This is a genomic window from Pseudomonas sp. LBUM1663, assembly GCF_059695905.1.
Window position 1 is genome coordinate 5,990,572 of record NZ_CP166792.1, and the last position, 16,739, is coordinate 6,007,310.

Genomic DNA, 16,739 nt, shown 5'->3' on the forward strand with positions numbered 1-16,739 from the left:
AAAAGTCCTTAGCGCGTGCCGCCGGTTTGTTTGAGGAAATTTGCGAACAGCTCGTGGCCCTGCTCGGTGAGGATAGACTCGGGGTGGAACTGCACACCCTCGATATTCAATGTCTTGTGGCGCAGGCCCATGATCTCGTCGACCGAGCCGTCTTCGAGCTGGGTCCAGGCGGTCAGTTCCAGGCAATCGGGCAGGGTTTCGCGCTTGACGATCAGCGAGTGATAGCGCGTCACCGTCAGCGGACGATTCAGGCCTTCGAATACGCCCTTGTCCTCGTGGAATACCGGGCTAGTCTTACCGTGCATCACTTGCCGGGCGCGGACCACATCACCGCCAAAAGCCTGGCCGATGGACTGGTGGCCAAGGCAGACGCCGAGAATCGGCAGTTTGCCGGCGAAATGCTTGATCACGTCGAGCGAGATGCCGGCTTCGGTCGGGGTGCAAGGACCGGGGGACACGACGATGCGCTCAGGGTTGAGGGCTTCGATGTCGGCAATGGTGAGTTCATCGTTGCGCACGACTTTGACCTGGGAGCCGAGCTCACCGAGGTATTGCACAACGTTGTAGGTAAAAGAGTCGTAGTTATCGATCATCAGCAACATGGCGTTTGGAACCTCTTGAATTCACTGACTTTTAATACAGCCTTCGAATGATTACCCGCAGCGTCCTGCGCTTTGTCAGTCGCCGGGTGCGCCAGCAAAGCGGTATGTCATACGGGTGAAGAAGGCAAAGCGGTACAGGTCCGGCGGGGCCGGTAAAAGAATTCAGGCGCGCCAACGCCAGCGGGCGTGTGCCTTGATGACTTGATCCAGAAGTTTGCTGATGATCAACACGGGGAAGGTCTCATTCATACGTCTCGGCACAGTAACTTAGCTGGGCAGAGCGTGCAATATGGCCGGGGCCACTGGCTGCGAAACAATCAAAGGGTTCGCGACCGATGGCAAAAGGCCGGAAGTTTTTGGTACTGTCGTTTCGTTCACTACAACAATAAATAAACGGACTTGCTCATGATCAAACAGACGTTGTTTGTACCGCTCGCAGGATGCTTGCTCGCCGCGGCCTGCGCCCAGGCGATCGCCGCGCCTAACCCTTACTCCAATTTCGTCGTCTTCGGCGACAGCCTCAACGATGCCGGGACCTTTGCCGACACAGGCGGGCCCGCTGGCTCGACTGAGCGCTTTACCAACCGGACGGGGCCGGTTTACCTGGATGGCAGCGGTGAAGTCCGCTCGCTCAACTCCACGCAGATCCTGGGGGGGAAACTGGGGTTTACGGCGGATCAGACAGCCTCATCTTCCTCGGCAGTACGCGCCAGCAATGGCCAGCCCGATGGTAATAACTGGGCCGTCGGGGGTTATCGCACCGACCAGATTCTCGATTCGATCACCAGCACCTCCGCCACGGGCGATCGCACCCGGGCAGGCTACCTGCCGTCGAACAATTTCCGCGCCGACCCGAATGCGCTGTATTACCTGTCGGGCGGTGGCAACGATTTCCTGCAAGGTCGCGTCACCAACCTGCCCCAGGCCAGCGCCGCCGCCGATCGCCTGGTCAGCAGCGTGCAAACCCTGCAACAGGCCGGTGCCCGCTACATCATGGTCTGGTTGCTACCGGACATCGGCTTTACCCCAGCCTTCAACGGCACCCCGTTGCAAGCGTTCACGTCCCAGCTCAGTTCCCAGTTCAACACCGAACTGGTGAGCCAACTGCAAAACGTCAATGCCAACGTCATCCCGCTCAACATTCCGGTGCTGCTCAAAGAGACGTTTGCCAACCCGGGGCAGTTCGGCCTGGCCACCGATCAGAACCTGAGCGCCACCTGCTTCAGCGGCGACAGTTGCACCGAGAATGCTCGATACGGGATCAACAGTGCCACCCCGGACCCGACCAAGCTGATCTACAACGACTCGGTGCACCCGACCGAAGCCGGGCAACGTCTGATTGCTGATTACGCTTACTCGCTGCTGGCCGCGCCATGGGAAGCGACCCTGTTGCCACAAATGGCCCAAGGTACTTTACGTTCCCATCAGGATGAGTTGCGCAACCAATGGCTGGCCGATTGGGAAAACTGGCAAGGCGTGGGTCAATGGCGGGCGATTGTCGCCGGTGGCGGCCAGCATCAGGACTTCGACAGCCAGCGCAGTGGCGCCAGTGCTGACGGCAATGGCGCCAACCTGAACATCGGCGGCAGCTACCGGCTCAACGACGCATGGCGCGTAGGTTTGGCGGCGGGCTTCTACAACCAGAAGCTCGAAGCCGGCGATCACGACTCGGACTACAAGCTGAACACGTACATGGGTACGGCGTTCGCCCAGTACCAGCAAAACCGCTGGTGGGGTGACGCGGCCGTGACCGCCGGGCATCTGGATTACGACAGCCTCAAACGCAAATTCCAGTTGGGGGTCAATGAACGCGGGGAGAAAGGCGATACCGACGGCTACCTGGTGGCTTTCAGCGGTCGCGTGGGGTACGACATCGCGCCGTTGGCGAGCAGCCCGTGGCATCTGTCGCCATTCGTGAGCGCTGATTTCGCCAAAGTTGAAGTCGACGGTTACTCGGAAAACGGCGCCGACTCCACCGCGCTGACATTCGACGATCAATCGCGCATTTCCCGGCGTCTTGGCATTGGCTTCCAGGGCAAGTACCAGATCACTTCGCAGACCCAGGTGTTCGGCGAACTGGCTCACGAGCGTGAGTACAACGACGATACCCAGGATGTGACCATGAATCTCAACAGCCTGCCGAACAACCGCTACACCCTGGCCGGCTACACCCCGCAGACCAATCTGAACCGCCTGAACCTGGGCGTGAGCCACAACCTCACCAAAGACCTGGCTTTGCGGGCAAGTTATGACATTCGCAAGGATGATGACTTTACCCAGCAGGGCATCAATGTTGGGGTTGCGCTGGACTTCTAAATCGCAGGCAATAAAAAACGCGGCGCCCTCACAGGCACCGCGTTTTTTTATGCTGAACAACATTGTGGCGAGGGGGCTTGCCCCCGTTGGGGCGCGAAGCGGCCCTGGGCTCTTCAGGTCCACCGAGTCGCATGGAATTACGACTGCTTCGCAGCCGAACGGGGCGGTGCGGCGGTCCGACAAGCCCCCTCGCCACAAAGGCTCGCTCCCACAAGGTTTGTGTGAACTCAGGCGTCCGGGGTTTGCTCGGCCAGGGCCACGGCGCGGAACATCGCGCGGCGCTTGTTCAGGGTTTCTTCCCATTCCAGCGCCGGGACCGAGTCGGCGACGATGCCGCCACCTGCCTGCACGTGCAGCTCGCCGTCCTTGATCACCGCGGTGCGGATCGCAATGGCGGTGTCCATGTTGCCGTTCCAGGCGAAGTAGCCCACCGCCCCGCCGTAGACACCACGTTTGACCGGCTCCAGTTCATCGATGATTTCCATCGCACGAATCTTCGGCGCGCCCGACAACGTGCCCGCCGGCAGAATCGCCCGCAGCGCGTCCATCGCCGTCAGCCCGGCCTTCAATTGGCCCGTAACGTTGGAGACGATGTGCATCACGTTGGAATAACGCTCGATGACCATCTTCTCGGTGAGCTTCACCGAACCAATTTCCGAGACACGGCCAGTGTCGTTACGACCCAGGTCGATCAGCATCAAGTGCTCGGCGATTTCCTTGTCGTCCGACAGCAGGTCTTTTTCCAGCGCCAGATCGGCCTCTTCGTTAGCCCCGCGAGGGCGAGTGCCGGCAATCGGGCGCACGGTGATCAGGTTGTCTTCGACCCGCACCAGCACTTCCGGCGAACTGCCGACGACGTGGAAGTCGCCGAAGTTGAAGAAGTACATATAAGGCGTCGGGTTGAAGCAACGCAGCGCCCGGTACAGATCAATCGGCGCTGCCTTGAAGTCGATCGACATGCGCTGGGACGGCACGACCTGCATGCAGTCACCGGCCAGGATGTATTCCTTGATGGTGTCGACGGCTTTTTCGTAATCGTCCTGGGTGAAACTCGAACGGAACACCGGATCAGCCGACTGTTGCTTGCTGAAATCCAGGCCGCGGCGCGGGGTGATCGGCTGACGGAGTTTTTCCAGCAGCTCTTCCAGTCGCGCCTGACCTTGCTCGAACGCATCGTCCTGCGACGGATCGGCCAGCACAATGGCGTGCATCTTCCCGGCTAGGTTGTCGAACACCACCACCGCGTCGGAGACCATCAACAGAATGTCCGGCACACCCAGCGGGTCCGGGTTCGGGCATTTGCCCAGACGCTTCTCCACATAGCGCACGCAGTCGTAACCGAAGTAACCCACCAGACCGCCATTGAAGCGCGGCAAGCCAGGAATGGTCGGCACGTTGTAGCGGGCTTTGAATGCTTCAACGAAGGCCAACGGATCTTCGGCTTCATGGCTTTCGATCTCGACGCCGTCGTGGGTCACGCTCACGAGGTTGTCGTGAACCCGCAGCACGGTGCGGCACGGCAGACCGATGATCGAATAACGCCCCCACTTCTCCCCGCCCTGCACCGATTCCAGCAGGTAGGAGTTGGGCTCATCGGCCAGTTTCAGGTAGATCGACAGCGGCGTGTCGAAGTCGGCCAGGGTTTCGCAGGCCAACGGGATACGGTTATAGCCGGCAGCGGCCAAACGCAGGAATTCTTCGCGGATCATGGGGTAGCCTCGTGGCTTGAGGTGCTAACAGTCAGGTATGCAAACGCGCCGGAAAGCCGGCCAGAATCGAGTCAGGCGCGCCAACGCCAGCGGGCCAGGGCCTTGATGACTTTCATCCAGAGTTTGCGAGTGACCACCACGATGGCGTTTCCAGAAGGGGATTGAGCAACGTCGGGCAACGTTATCTCAGCGGCCGGATCCAGGCAACCGGGAATTAGCTTGCGCAGATCGTCGATCACCAGCGCCGGCGATTCTTCCGAAATCGGCCGGCCATGGTTGTAGCCGTAGCTGAGGGCTACGCACTTGACCCCTGCCGCTTTCGCCGCCAGCACATCGCTGCGTGAGTCGCCGACAAACAGCGATTGCGAGGCCGGGATGTTGGCCATTTTCATCACGAAAAACAGCGCGGCCGGGTCAGGCTTCTTCTGCGGCAGTGTGTCGCCGCCGATGATCCATTTGAAGTAACGGCCGATTTTCATCTGGTCCAACAACGGCGCGACGAAACGCTCCGGCTTGTTGGTGATCAGCGCCATCTCGACACCCTGCTTGTGCAGCCATTTCAGGGTGTCACGCACGCCGGGATAGACCACAGTCAGATCATGGCTCTCGCTGTAAGCCTCCATGAAAATCTCCAGCGCGCCCTCGGCTTCGCCGTCGTCAACCGCCGAATGGTCGATGCCACCGGCCAGCGCACGACGAACCAGCACCGGCGCGCCGTTGCCGACCCACTCGCGCACCGACTCGAGGCCGGCGGGCTCGCGCCCCATTTTGAGCAGCATGTTATCCACGGCCACCGCGAGGTCGGGGACCGAATCGACCAGCGTGCCATCCAGATCGAACATCACCAGACGCGGCAGACGCCCCGGGAACAGCTGCTCAAAGCCACTCATGGACGGGCCAACGCCAGTTCGGAACGCATCTTTTCAATCACCTCTTGGTAGTTCGGTGCATTGAAGATCGCCGAACCGGCGACGAAGGTGTCGGCGCCAGCCGCTGCGATTTCACGAATGTTGTTCACGTTGACGCCACCGTCGATTTCCAGGCGGATGTCACGGCCGGAGGCATCGATCAGCGCGCGTGCTTCACGCAGCTTGTCGAGGGTGCCGGGGATGAACTTCTGCCCGCCGAAGCCCGGGTTGACGCTCATCAGCAGGATCATGTCGACCTTGTCCATCACGTACTTGAGTACGTCCAGCGGTGTTGCCGGGTTGAACACCAGGCCCGACTTGCAGCCGCCCTCGCGGATCAGTTGCAGGGAACGGTCAACGTGCTGCGTGGCTTCCGGGTGGAAGGTGATGTAGGTCGCGCCGGCCTCGATGAAGTCACCGACGATGCGGTCCACCGGGCTGACCATCAGGTGAGCGTCAATCGGCGCGGTCACGCCGTACTTGCGCAGCGCGGCGCAGACCATCGGGCCGATGGTCAGGTTCGGTACGTAGTGGTTGTCCATGACATCGAAGTGCACGAAGTCGGCGCCGGCGGCCAGGACGTTGTCCACTTCTTCACCCAGGCGGGCGAAGTCGGCGGAGAGAATCGACGGAGCAATGACGAAGGGCTGCATGACGCACCTTTTTTGAGCAGAATCACGATGGCGCGCATTGTATACCTCATGCTTTGACGCGCGCACTGTGACCGCGATGATTGGGCCTGTCATCAATCATTAAAGTGACCGCAGGCTCTAGAACGCCGCTCGGTAGATCTTCTCGATATCGATGGCGCTCAATTTACGTGGATTGTTGCGCATCAGGCGCTCGATCCCCGCCGCTTCCACGGCCATGGCCGGGATCGCATCCTCCGGAACACCGAAGCTGCGCAGCCCTGGCGGAATCTCTACCGCCGCGCACAATGCGGTCATTGCCTCCACGGCTTTGTCCGCCGCTTCGTTGGCGCTCAGGTGGGCAGTCTTCACCCCCATGGCTTCGGCAATATCCTGCATGCGCTCGACGCAGGCCATCTTGTTCCAGGTCATGACATACGGCAGCAGCAAGGCGTTGCTGACGCCATGAGCAATGTTGAACCGCCCCCCCAGCGGATACGCCAGCGCATGCACCGCGCCGACCCCGGCATTACCGAAGGCCATTCCGGCCATCAGGCTGGCGGTGGCCATGTCTTCACGGGCTTGCAGGTTGGACGGGTTGGCGTAGGCCTTGGGCAGCGCTTTGGCGATCAGCTTGATGGCACCGATGGCCAGGGCATCGGTGATCGGCGAGGCGTTGACCGACAAATAGGATTCGATGGCGTGCACCAGCGCATCGACACCGCTGGCAGCGGTGACGCTGCGTGGGCAGGTCAGGGTCATTTGCGGGCTGACCAGCGCCACGTCCGGTAATAAATAGTCGCTGACAATGCCCTTCTTCAATTGTGCGACTTTGTCGGAGAGGATCGCCACATTGGTCACCTCCGAACCGGTGCCGGCCGTGGTCGGGATGGCGATCAGCGGCGGGCCTTTGCGCGGCACCTGATCGACGCCGAACAGATCCTCCAGCGCACCGTGGTAACCGGCATAGGCCGCGACGCTTTTGGCGATGTCGATGGCGCTGCCGCCGCCGAGGCCAATCAGACCGTCATGCCCGCCCTCGCGGTAAACCCGCATGCAGTCTTCGACGATGGCGATTTCCGGGTCTGGCAGCACACGGTCGAAGATCTCGTAGGTCCGGTCGCCCAACTGCGCCAGCGCCAGCTCGACCGTGCCGGACTTGACCAAGGCCGCATCGGTGACGATCAGCGGGTTGTCGACATCCAGGCGAGTGAGTTCGGCGGCCAGCTGCTCGATGGCACCTGCGCCGGTGATCAGTTTGTGAGCAATTTTGAAAGAGGAAAGACTCATCGTGCGCAGCCTCTTATGAATAGGGGAGCTGGGCACAATAGTAGCTGGGGATTGGGGTTTGTCTGCTATTCAGCCTGTGAATGACCCAACATCCCGAAAACACCCTGAATCCCTGTGGGAGCGAGCTTGCTCGCGATGACGGACTGACATTCAACATTGTTGTCGACTGATAGTCCGCTATCGCGAGCAAGCTCGCTCCCACAGGGGCTAGTGTGTAGTTTCAGACCTGGGCGGTGCGCAGTTTTTCGCTGCGGCCACGCAGCCATTCCAGGGTCAGCAACAGGATCACCGAGAAGGCGATCAACAGGGTTGCTGCAGCAGCAATCGTCGGGCTGAGGTTTTCGCGGATACCGCTGAACATCTGCCGAGGCAAGGTCGCTTGTTCCGGACCGGCGAGGAACAGCGTCACCACCACTTCATCGAACGACGTCGCGAAGGCAAACAGCGCACCCGAGATCACGCCCGGCGCAATCAGCGGCAACGTCACCCGGCGGAACGCCGTCAGCGGCGAAGCCCCCAGGCTGGCAGCGGCGCGCACCAGGTTATGGTTGAACCCCTGCAAGGTCGCCGACACGGTAATGATCACAAACGGCACGCCCAACACCGTGTGCACCACGATCAGCGAGAAGAAGCTATTGCCCAGGCCCAGCGGCGCAAAGAACAGGTAGCTGGCCACACCGATGATCACCACCGGCACCACCATCGGCGAAATCACCAGCGCCATCACCAGTGCCTTGCCCGGGAAATCACCCCGCGTCAGGCCGATTGCCGCCAGCGTCCCGAAGATCATCGCCAGCACCGTCGCCGCCGGAGCAACGATGATGCTGTTCTTCAATGCCCGCATCCATTCCGCCGAGGCGAAGAAGTCCTGATACCAGTGCAGCGAGAAGCCCTGCAGCGGATAGACCAGGAAACTGCCCGAGTTGAACGACAGCGGAATGATCACCAGCACCGGCAGAATCAGGAACAACAGAATCAAGCCGCAGAGAATCCGCAAGCTGTAGAACCACACCCGCTCGATGGGCGACATATAAGGACTCAGCATTTCATTTTCCCCTTAGCTCAGGCGCAGGCGACTGGCGCCCACCAGCCAGCTGTAAATCAGATAAAGCACCACGGTCGCCAACAGCAGCAGACCACCGAGTGCGGTCGCCATGCCCCAGTTGATGCTGGTGTTGGTGTAGAAGGCGACGAAGTAGCTGACCATCTGATCGTTCGGGCTGCCCAGCAACGCCGGGGTGATGTAGTAGCCGATGGCGAGGATGAACACCAACAGGCAACCGGCGCCGACACCGGCATAGGTCTGCGGGAAATACACCCGCCAGAAACTGGCGAACGGGTGGCAGCCGAGGGAAATCGCGGCGCGCATGTAGGTCGGCGAAATACCTTTCATCACGCTGTAGATCGGCAGAATCATGAACGGCAGCAGAATGTGCACCATCGAGATGTAAACGCCTGTGCGGTTGAACACCAGTTCCAGCGGTTTATCGATGATGCCCATCGCCATCAGGCCGCTGTTGATCAAGCCACCCGATTGCAGCAACACGATCCACGCGGCCACCCGCACCAGGATCGAGGTCCAGAACGGCAGCAGCACCAGAATCATCAGCAGGTTGCTTTGGCGTGACGGCAGGTTCGCCAGCAAGTAAGCCAAGGGATACGCCAGCAACAGGCAGATCACGGTAATGATCAGGCCCATCCAGAACGTGCGGGCGAAAATGTCGAGGTAAATCGCCTGGTCAGGGGTGGCCGGGGCGATTTCGCCGAGGTCGTCGATGCGGTGATCGACAGCCGCCAGCAAGTAGTACGGCGTGATGTTGCTGGTGTTGCGACGCACTGCTTGCCAATAGGCCGGGTCGCCCCAGCGTTCGTCGAGGCCTTCCAGCGCTTCTTTATAAGAAGCCGGTTCAGTGGCGAACGGCAAGGCGCGGGCGGTTTTGGTCAGCAGGCTGCGGTAGCCGGCCAACTCCATGTTCAAGCGCTTGGACAGGTCGCCCAGGGTCTGATTCTTGCGGGCTTCAGCGAGGTCTTCGCTGGCCGCTTTGTACACCGGCTCTGCGGGCAGGCCGCGGCCGTCCCAACTGGCGATGGCCGCCACAGTGCGCGGCATGCCGCCGACCACTTCAGGGTTGCCAACGCTTTTGTAGAGCAGCGCCACGATCGGCACCAGGAACACCAGCAACAGAAACAGCACCAGTGGCGCGATCAAGGCCTGGGCCTTCCAGCGGTTGATCCGCTCGGCGTGCTTGAGCCGCTGCTTCAAGGTGGGGTCAGTGCCCGCGTTCAGGGGAATGGCGGTGGCCATGGCGTACTCCGGAAATCTTTGGTCAATCGTTAATGTGGGAGCGAACTGGTGTGGCGAGCGAGCTTGCTCGCGCTGGGCTGCGAAGCGGCCCCAAAATTCTGCTGAAAACGGCTAATTCTGTGAGTGCTGCGCACTCAAGCGGGAGCAAGCTCCCTCGCCACAAAAGCTCGCCCTCACAGGAGGGCGAGCCCTCTGCTTACTTCGCAGCCCAGGAGTTGAAGCGCTGCTCCAGTTGCTCGCCGTTGTCAGCCCAGAAGCTGACGTCGATCTGCACCTGGTTGGCGATGTTTTCCGGGGTGGTCGGCATGTCTTTCAGGACATCCTTGGCCAGCAACGGGACGGCCTGAATGTTGGCCGGGCCGTAAGCGATGTTTTCCGAGTAGGTCTTCTGCTGCTGCGGCGCCACCGAGAACGCGATGAATTTCTTCGCCGCTTCAGCGCGTGCTTTATCCAGACCTTTTGGAATGGCCCATGCGTCGAAGTCGTAGATACCGCCGTTCCACACGACTTTCAGATTGCTTTCTTTCTGTACCGCAGCGATCCGGCCGTTGTAGGCCGAGCTCATGACCACGTCACCGGACGCGAGGTATTGCGGCGGTTGTGCGCCGGCTTCCCACCACTGAATGCTTGGCTTGAGCTCATCAAGTTTCTTGAATGCGCGGTCCTGACCGTCTTTGCCGGCCAGCACTTTGTAGACGTCTTTCGGCGCAACGCCATCGGCCATCAATGCGAATTCCAGGGTGTACTTGGCGCCTTTGCGCAGGCCGCGCTTGCCCGGGAATTTCTTGGTGTCCCAGAAATCCACCCAACTGGTCGGTGCCGAGGCCAGCTTGTCGGCGTTGTAGGCCAACACGGTCGACCACACGAAGAAACCTACGCCGCAAGGCTGGATCGCGCCCTTGACGTAATCTTCGGATTTGCCGAACAGCGCAGGGTCAAGTTGCTCGAACATGTCTTCGTCGCAACCGCGAGACAGCTCTGGCGACTCAACTTCCACCAGGTCCCAGGACACGCTCTTGGTGTCGACCATGGCTTTGACCTTGGCCATCTCACCGTTGTATTCGCCAGCCACGATCTTGCCGTTGCCTGCCGCTTCCCACGGTGCGTAGAAGGCTTTGACCTGCGCCGCCTTGTTCGCCCCGCCAAAGGACACCACGGTCAAATCCGGGCCCGCCGCCATCGCGTGTGCCGCACCGATCATGCCCATGACCAAAGCGGTGAATTTCAGGGATCTCAACATTTATTGTTCTCTCCACGTGCAGGGTAGGTGTTGTTGAAGCAGGGGGGCGATCAATGCGCCTCTAGAAGTGGGTCGAGCGCGCGAACGTGTTCGACCTGCCAGCCAAGCGGTACCACATCGCCGACGGCGAGCGCAGGATCGAGCTCGGCAATCGGTTGTTTCACGAAAAAGTCGGTCTTGCCGCAGACTTCCAGGCGAACCCGGACGTGGTCGCCCAAGTAGATGAATTCCGCCACCCGCCCTGAGAAGCGGTTGACGCAGGACTCGCTGGACCCATTGAGGCTCACGCGCTCCGGTCGAATCGACAGCGTGACGGGTTCGCCGGTCTTGCCGACATTGACCGCCAGCGCTTCAACCTTTTCACCGCGACCGAGTTCGACGATGCAACGGTCGCCGGTCTGACTGTGCAAGCGGCCGTTGAGGCGGTTGTTCTCGCCGATGAAATTGGCCACGAAGGTGTTTTTCGGCTCTTCATAGAGGGTGCGCGGCGCAGCGATCTGCTGGATCTCGCCCTGGTGGAACACCGCCACGCGGTCGGACATGGTCAGGGCTTCACCCTGGTCGTGCGTCACGTAGACCACGGTCACGCCGAGGCGCTGGTGCAGGTGTTTGATTTCCATCTGCATGTGTTCGCGCAGTTGTTTGTCCAGTGCGCCGAGGGGTTCGTCCATCAGCACCAGTTGCGGTTCGAACACCAATGCGCGGGCCAGGGCCACACGCTGTTGCTGACCGCCGGACAGTTGCGCCGGATAGCGCTGGGCGAAGGCATCGAGCTGAACCATGCTCAGCACACGTTTGACCCGGTCACTGACATCGCTCTTGTTCAAGCCGCGCACGGTCAGCGGGAACGCCAGGTTCTCGGCGACCGTCATGTGCGGGAACAACGCGTAGTTCTGGAACACCATGCCGATGTCGCGCTTGTGCGGCGGCACGTTGTTGATGGAGCGCCCGGCCAGCTGGATTTCACCGGCGGTGGGTGTTTCGAAACCGGCCAGCATCATCAGGCTGGTGGTCTTGCCGGAGCCGGATGGGCCGAGCAAGGTGAGGAACTCGCCTTTGCGAATCTCCAGGTTGAGGTCTTTGACGATCAGGTTCTCGCCGTCGTAGCTTTTTTGCACTCCACGAAAGCTGACCAGAATGTCACTGGCCCCTGCGTTTGAATCGACCTGGCTCATACCCACACCTTTTTTGTTGATGACTGCTGTGGACTAAGCCTAGTGGACGCTGCTGACCACGCAAATCGGGGCGCAGGAGAGAATCGCCTCAGCGGGATGGAAGGTTGGGGGTAGGGATTGCCCTACAAGGATGGCGCGTTTTGGCAAACGCAGCGGCAGGTGGTCAGCTACGGGCCGCAAGGACGGGCAAAAGCAGATTTGCGAGGTGTCGCAAATGGATATGACGACCAGATCCCTGTAGGAGCGCATTCAGATTTAGAGGAGTTTATGTTCCATCGCGTACTTCACCAGTTCCGCCAGGGAGGTGATGTTGAGTTTCTGCATCAGCCGTGCCTTGTGGGTGCTGATGGTTTTGCTGCTCAGGGCCAGTTGCTGGGCGATGTCGTTGACGTTGGCGCCTTGGGCCAGCCGTTCAAACACCGAGAATTCACGCTCCGAGAGCAACGAGTGCAACGGCCGCGAATCGGTCAGGCCGACTTCGAAGACCATGCGGTCCGCCAGGTCCGGGTCAATGTAGCGACCGCCCGCCGCAACTTTGCGGATCGCCGTCAGCAACAGTGCCGGATCGCTGTCCTTGGTCGCGTAACCTGCCGCGCCGACTTTCAACGCCCGGGCGGCCATTTGTGCCTCGTCGTGCATCGACAACACCAGGATGGCCGGCGGATTGTTCAACGCACGAATCCGTGGAATCGCTTCCAGGCCATTGACGCCGGGCATGGAGATGTCCAGCAACACCACTTCGCAGGGCACGTGCCGCAAGGTTTCGAGCAACTGCTCGCCATTGCTCGCCTCCCCCACCACCAGCAAGTCCTTGGCCAGGCCAATCAACTGTTTGATGCCTTCACGGACGATGGTGTGGTCTTCGGCTACCAGTACACGGATCACAGTCTTCTCCATTCTTTTTATGTAAGAGCCAAGATCTATCGCGGGCAAGCCCGCTCCCACAGTGATTGAGGTGTGTCAGAGATTTATCCGCCCCCCCCCTGTAGGAGCGTGGCTTGCCCGCGAAGGCGTCAGCACAGACACCACAACTTCAGGCTTCATCCACCGGTACTCGCACACTCAACGTCGTGCCCTCCCCCGGCTCACTCTCAAGCGACAACTGCCCGCCCATGATCAACACCCGCTCGCGCATGCCGACCACCCCGAAGGAAGTCGCCCTGCCCGTGGAGGGGACAAATCCTACGCCATCATCGCTGACCGTCAGACACAACTCGTCGCCTTCCAGCGCCAATGTCAGTTCGACAGTATGCGCCTGGGCATGGCGCATGACATTGGTCAGCGCTTCCTGAAGGATTCGGAACAGCCCAATGGCCTTGGCATCACTGAGCACCGGCAGGTTCTCCGGCACCTGCACCAGACACGGAATCTGCGTGCGCGCCTCGAAACGCCGGGCCTGCCATTCGATCGCCGAGGCGATCCCGGCATCGAGAATCGGTGGTCGCAGCGCGGTCGCCACATCGCGCACCAGTTGGAACAGCTGCGCAATCAGGCGTTTCATGCTGTTCAAGCGTTCGTTCAGACCGGGGTCGAGCTGGGCGTAGGCCAATTCGCACATGGAGGTTTCCAGCTTCAGCACGGTGAGCATCTGACCCAGCTCATCGTGAACTTCCCGGGCAATGCGCGCTTTTTCCTCTTCCCGCACACTCTCCAGGTGAGCGGACAGCTCACGCAGTTGCTCGCGGGAACTGGCCAGCTCCAGCTCGATGCGCTTGCTCTCGCTGATGTCCCAGACAATTCCGTCCCAGACATAGGCGCCGTCTTCGAGCCGGCGGGTGATGGCCTTGATCTCGGCCCAGCGCTGCTCACCCGAACGGGTGAGAATCCGCCCCTGCCATGACCAGTCGCTGTCGGTGTCCAGCGCATGGTCCTGAGTCTGGTGATAGCTGGCCTTGTCGTCCGGGTGCACCAGGCTGCGCAGGCCTTTGTCGCGATGGGCCAGGGTCGCCGGCGAGTAACCCGACAGGCTCTCGCTGCCTTCGCTGATGTAGGCAAAGTCGATCTGCCCTGTCACCGGCGCCCGCTCCAGGCGAAAGACCAATCCCGGAACGTTAGCGGCAATCCCCTGCAACCGCGCTTCACTTTCCTGCAACGCCGCCAGGGCGCGCCGACGTTCGGTGACGTCGTTGAGGTAGACCACCAGGTATTCACCTCCGCGAAAACGCAGAAAGCTCAACGAAACATCGGTCGGCAGGATGCTGCCATCCGCTCGAACACAGTTGGTTTCGAAACTTTGTGGCCCTTCTTCACTGGCCCGGGCGCGCTTCCACAGGTTCAGCCAGCGGTCCATGTGCAGGCCCGGCTCGAAGTCGATCAACGGCCGATCAATGATGGCTCCGGGCGGATACCCGAGCATGGTTTCAGCCGCGCGGTTGGCGTAGCGCACGTGGCTGTCCCAGTTGACCCAGAGGATGCCGACGGTGCTCTGATCGATGGAAAACTGGGTCAGGCGCAACGCCTCTTCACTGGCCTCGCGCAGGGCAATGTCCTCGCGCGCCGCCAATAGACGCTGCTCCAGGCTATGTTGTTGGCGGCGCTGCCAGAGCACGATGGCCATGCTGCTCAGCATCAACACCGCCATCAGCAGGCAGAGGTTTTGCCAGAATCCCCGGGTTTCGGTCAGACGCGGGTACTTGGGTTGCAGCCATTGGTTGTGCAGTTGCTCCAGGTCCTTGGCCGGGATCGCCCGCAGTGCGCTTTCGACAATGCCGGCCAGTTCCGGTTGGTCCCGTCGTGTGGCCACTCGCAGCAATTGCGGCAAGCCGATGTCACCCACCACGACCAGCCCGGCGAACTCAGGCTCTACGGACAGCCGCCCCAATTGCGCTTCATCCACCACCGCATAACCGGCCTGCTGACTGAGCAATAACTGCAATGCCTGGCGCTCGATCGGTACGCCTTGCAGGTTCAGATGGGGATAGTTGCCGCGCAGGTAGTCGGCCGTCGCACTGGGCATGCGCACAGCGACGCGGGTTTGGCTGTCGAGTTTTTCAAGCTCCACGGCACCTGTGCTTTTCTGGTCGCTGACCACCAGTTGCGGCACCCGCATGTAGGGGTCGGAGAATTGCCAGAACCGCAGGCCGGCGGGGGTTTGGGTCAGACCGGGGGCGATGTCGATTTCACCCTCGCGCGCGGCGGCTTCCAGTTGCGCAAGGTCGGGAAAATTACGCCAGCTCAGCTCGACCTTGAGGGCCTTGGCCAGCCATTTCATCAACTCGACGTTAACCCCGGACAGGCGCTGCAAGCGGCGATCGTATTGCGCGTAAGGCGCCTGCAACACCAGCCCGACGCGCAATTCTCCGTGCGCCGCCAGCCACTGTTGCTGCTGGGGCGACAAGGGTGCGACGTGCGTCGGTGGCGCGGAAGCCGCCCAACTCATCAAGGGAAACCACAAACAGCCGATAACCCACAGGCAGCGAAAACGCATCATTGAAGTCTCACACACTGACAAATACTGACCAACCCATTAGGCTGCCGGAATAACTTCTGGCCTGGAATATCCGATGCCCCCTGTCTACCGCCTGGCACTGCCAGCATTGTGCCTGTCGCTGATCCTGCCTTGCGCCTTTTCCGTCGAGGCGGCCGACCCGGCACCTGCCGCTGCGGAAAAAACCGCAGAAGAAAAACCGGTCGAACGCCAGCCACTGCCTGAGCGTAGTCAGGAAGAAGCGACGGCACTTGAGCGAAAAATCCCTGCGCAGGAACAGCAACAACTGCAAGCCGGCGCCGACACCTTTCTTGCGCTGTGGAAACCGGCCAATACTGCCGAGCCCAAAGGCGCGGTGATTATCATCCCGGGCGCCGGCGAAACCGTTGACTGGCCGCAAGCAATCGGCCCGTTGCGTAACAAATTGCCCGACGCGAAGTGGAGCAGCCTGAGTATCACCTTGCCGGACGTGCAAAGCGATGCCATTGCGCCCCGCGTCATGGAAATGCCGCCAACGCTCAAGGCGCCGGAAACCGGCAGCAAGGACTCGACCACGGCAGCCCCCATCGAGCAAGCGGCCGGTGGTGAAGCGGAAGTTGCCGACAAGGCCATCGCCGAAACCACCGAGGAGCAGGCCAAGGCCGATGCCGAACGCATTTTTGCTCGCATTGATGCGGCCATTGCCTATGCCGAACAGCAAAGCGCTCGCAGCATCGTGGTGTTGGGCCATGGCACCGGGGCTTATTGGGCCGCACGTTATTTGAGCGAAAAGCAGCCGTCGCAAGTGGAGAAATTTGTGATGGTCGCGGCGCAGACACCTGCTGCGGCGAAGCCCGAGCTGGTTGAACTGACGCCGACCCTGAAGCTGCCGACGGCAGACATCTTCTACATGGATAAGCCGCTGGATCGCAACGCAGCGCTTGCACGGATGCAGGCAAGCAAGCGATTGAAGTCTTCGGCGTTCAGCCAGGTGTCGCTCAAAGCGTTGCCTGGTGATGCCAAGGCTGAGCAAGAGCAGCTGGTGCGCCGGGTGCGCGGGTGGTTGAATCCGCAGAAGGCGGCGGACTGATAGATCGCTTCGTCCCATTCGCGGGCACGCCTCGCTCCTACAGATTCTGTGTCGTATGACGCGGAATCC

Annotated in this window: 13 protein-coding genes; 2 read left to right on the forward strand and 11 right to left on the reverse strand. The window is 60.8% G+C overall.

What is annotated here, in order from left to right; translation table 11 throughout:
• Nucleotides 1-8: 8 nt before the first annotated feature.
• Nucleotides 9-602 carry an aminodeoxychorismate/anthranilate synthase component II gene (locus ACA075_RS27530; protein WP_219096892.1) on the reverse strand — a complete coding sequence of 198 codons (594 nt, stop codon included), beginning with the start codon at nucleotides 600-602 and terminating at the stop codon, nucleotides 9-11.
• A 405-nt stretch (nucleotides 603-1,007) separates the two neighbouring features.
• Between ACA075_RS27530 and estP the strand changes: the two genes are divergently transcribed.
• Nucleotides 1,008-2,918 carry an esterase EstP gene (gene estP, locus ACA075_RS27535; RefSeq protein ID WP_497296322.1) on the forward strand — a complete coding sequence of 637 codons (1,911 nt, stop codon included), beginning with the start codon at nucleotides 1,008-1,010 and terminating at the stop codon, nucleotides 2,916-2,918.
• A 227-nt stretch (nucleotides 2,919-3,145) separates the two neighbouring features.
• On the opposite strand, the gene trpE is transcribed toward estP, so the two are convergent.
• From trpE to ACA075_RS27585, 10 genes are all read right to left on the reverse strand, one after another.
• On the reverse strand, nucleotides 3,146-4,627 hold the full coding sequence (gene trpE, locus ACA075_RS27540; RefSeq protein WP_219096894.1) for an anthranilate synthase component I: 1,482 nt from the start codon (nucleotides 4,625-4,627) through the stop codon (nucleotides 3,146-3,148).
• 71 nt (nucleotides 4,628-4,698) lie between these two features.
• Nucleotides 4,699-5,517 (reverse strand): phosphoglycolate phosphatase, encoded by an 819-nt coding sequence (locus ACA075_RS27545; RefSeq protein WP_219096896.1) that lies wholly within the window; start codon nucleotides 5,515-5,517, stop codon nucleotides 4,699-4,701.
• On the reverse strand, nucleotides 5,514-6,188 hold the full coding sequence (rpe, locus tag ACA075_RS27550) for a ribulose-phosphate 3-epimerase (RefSeq protein ID WP_008035979.1): 675 nt from the start codon (nucleotides 6,186-6,188) through the stop codon (nucleotides 5,514-5,516). The genes ACA075_RS27545 and rpe overlap by 4 nt, the downstream gene beginning before the upstream one ends.
• Nucleotides 6,189-6,305: 117 nt before the next feature.
• Nucleotides 6,306-7,454 (reverse strand): iron-containing alcohol dehydrogenase, encoded by a 1,149-nt coding sequence (locus tag ACA075_RS27555; protein WP_219096897.1) that lies wholly within the window; start codon nucleotides 7,452-7,454, stop codon nucleotides 6,306-6,308.
• 220 nt (nucleotides 7,455-7,674) lie between these two features.
• Nucleotides 7,675-8,499, reverse strand: coding sequence for an ABC transporter permease (locus ACA075_RS27560; RefSeq protein WP_497296323.1), 825 nt, complete (start codon nucleotides 8,497-8,499; stop codon nucleotides 7,675-7,677).
• A gap of 12 nt (nucleotides 8,500-8,511) precedes the next feature.
• Nucleotides 8,512-9,759 carry an ABC transporter permease gene (locus ACA075_RS27565; protein ID WP_095127227.1) on the reverse strand — a complete coding sequence of 416 codons (1,248 nt, stop codon included), beginning with the start codon at nucleotides 9,757-9,759 and terminating at the stop codon, nucleotides 8,512-8,514.
• 196 nt (nucleotides 9,760-9,955) lie between these two features.
• Nucleotides 9,956-10,999, reverse strand: a complete 1,044-nt coding sequence (locus ACA075_RS27570) for an ABC transporter substrate-binding protein (protein WP_497296324.1) — start codon at nucleotides 10,997-10,999, stop codon at nucleotides 9,956-9,958.
• A 50-nt stretch (nucleotides 11,000-11,049) separates the two neighbouring features.
• A complete protein-coding gene (locus ACA075_RS27575; protein WP_219096902.1) occupies nucleotides 11,050-12,174 on the reverse strand; it encodes an ABC transporter ATP-binding protein in 1,125 nt (374 codons plus the stop codon).
• Nucleotides 12,175-12,429: 255 nt separating this feature from the next.
• Nucleotides 12,430-13,059: a response regulator gene (locus ACA075_RS27580; RefSeq protein ID WP_003210977.1), complete on the reverse strand. Its 630-nt coding sequence runs from the start codon at nucleotides 13,057-13,059 to the stop codon at nucleotides 12,430-12,432.
• A gap of 148 nt (nucleotides 13,060-13,207) precedes the next feature.
• Complete coding sequence (locus ACA075_RS27585; RefSeq protein WP_497296325.1) at nucleotides 13,208-15,604, reverse strand: PAS domain-containing sensor histidine kinase; 2,397 nt, start codon at nucleotides 15,602-15,604, stop codon at nucleotides 13,208-13,210.
• Between the two features lie 73 nt (nucleotides 15,605-15,677).
• On the opposite strand from ACA075_RS27585, the gene ACA075_RS27590 reads away from it, so the two are divergent.
• The gene (locus tag ACA075_RS27590; RefSeq protein ID WP_497296326.1) at nucleotides 15,678-16,670 is read left to right on the forward strand and encodes an alpha/beta hydrolase family protein; all 993 of its coding nucleotides are present in this window, start codon (nucleotides 15,678-15,680) and stop codon (nucleotides 16,668-16,670) included.
• Nucleotides 16,671-16,739: the final 69 nt, after the last annotated feature.

What these genes read in the sequence shown, in the direction of transcription:
- ACA075_RS27530 (WP_219096892.1), bottom strand. Translation starts at nt 602, where the DNA reads ATGTTGCTGATGATCGATAACTACGACTCTTTTACCTACAACGTTGTG.
- estP (WP_497296322.1), top strand. Translation starts at nt 1,008, where the DNA reads ATGATCAAACAGACGTTGTTTGTACCGCTCGCAGGATGCTTGCTCGCC.
- trpE (WP_219096894.1), bottom strand. Translation starts at nt 4,627, where the DNA reads ATGATCCGCGAAGAATTCCTGCGTTTGGCCGCTGCCGGCTATAACCGT.
- ACA075_RS27545 (WP_219096896.1), bottom strand. Translation starts at nt 5,517, where the DNA reads ATGAGTGGCTTTGAGCAGCTGTTCCCGGGGCGTCTGCCGCGTCTGGTG.
- rpe (WP_008035979.1), bottom strand. Translation starts at nt 6,188, where the DNA reads ATGCAGCCCTTCGTCATTGCTCCGTCGATTCTCTCCGCCGACTTCGCC.
- ACA075_RS27555 (WP_219096897.1), bottom strand. Translation starts at nt 7,454, where the DNA reads ATGAGTCTTTCCTCTTTCAAAATTGCTCACAAACTGATCACCGGCGCA.
- ACA075_RS27560 (WP_497296323.1), bottom strand. Translation starts at nt 8,499, where the DNA reads ATGCTGAGTCCTTATATGTCGCCCATCGAGCGGGTGTGGTTCTACAGC.
- ACA075_RS27565 (WP_095127227.1), bottom strand. Translation starts at nt 9,759, where the DNA reads ATGGCCACCGCCATTCCCCTGAACGCGGGCACTGACCCCACCTTGAAG.
- ACA075_RS27570 (WP_497296324.1), bottom strand. Translation starts at nt 10,999, where the DNA reads ATGTTGAGATCCCTGAAATTCACCGCTTTGGTCATGGGCATGATCGGT.
- ACA075_RS27575 (WP_219096902.1), bottom strand. Translation starts at nt 12,174, where the DNA reads ATGAGCCAGGTCGATTCAAACGCAGGGGCCAGTGACATTCTGGTCAGC.
- ACA075_RS27585 (WP_497296325.1), bottom strand. Translation starts at nt 15,604, where the DNA reads ATGATGCGTTTTCGCTGCCTGTGGGTTATCGGCTGTTTGTGGTTTCCC.
- ACA075_RS27590 (WP_497296326.1), top strand. Translation starts at nt 15,678, where the DNA reads ATGCCCCCTGTCTACCGCCTGGCACTGCCAGCATTGTGCCTGTCGCTG.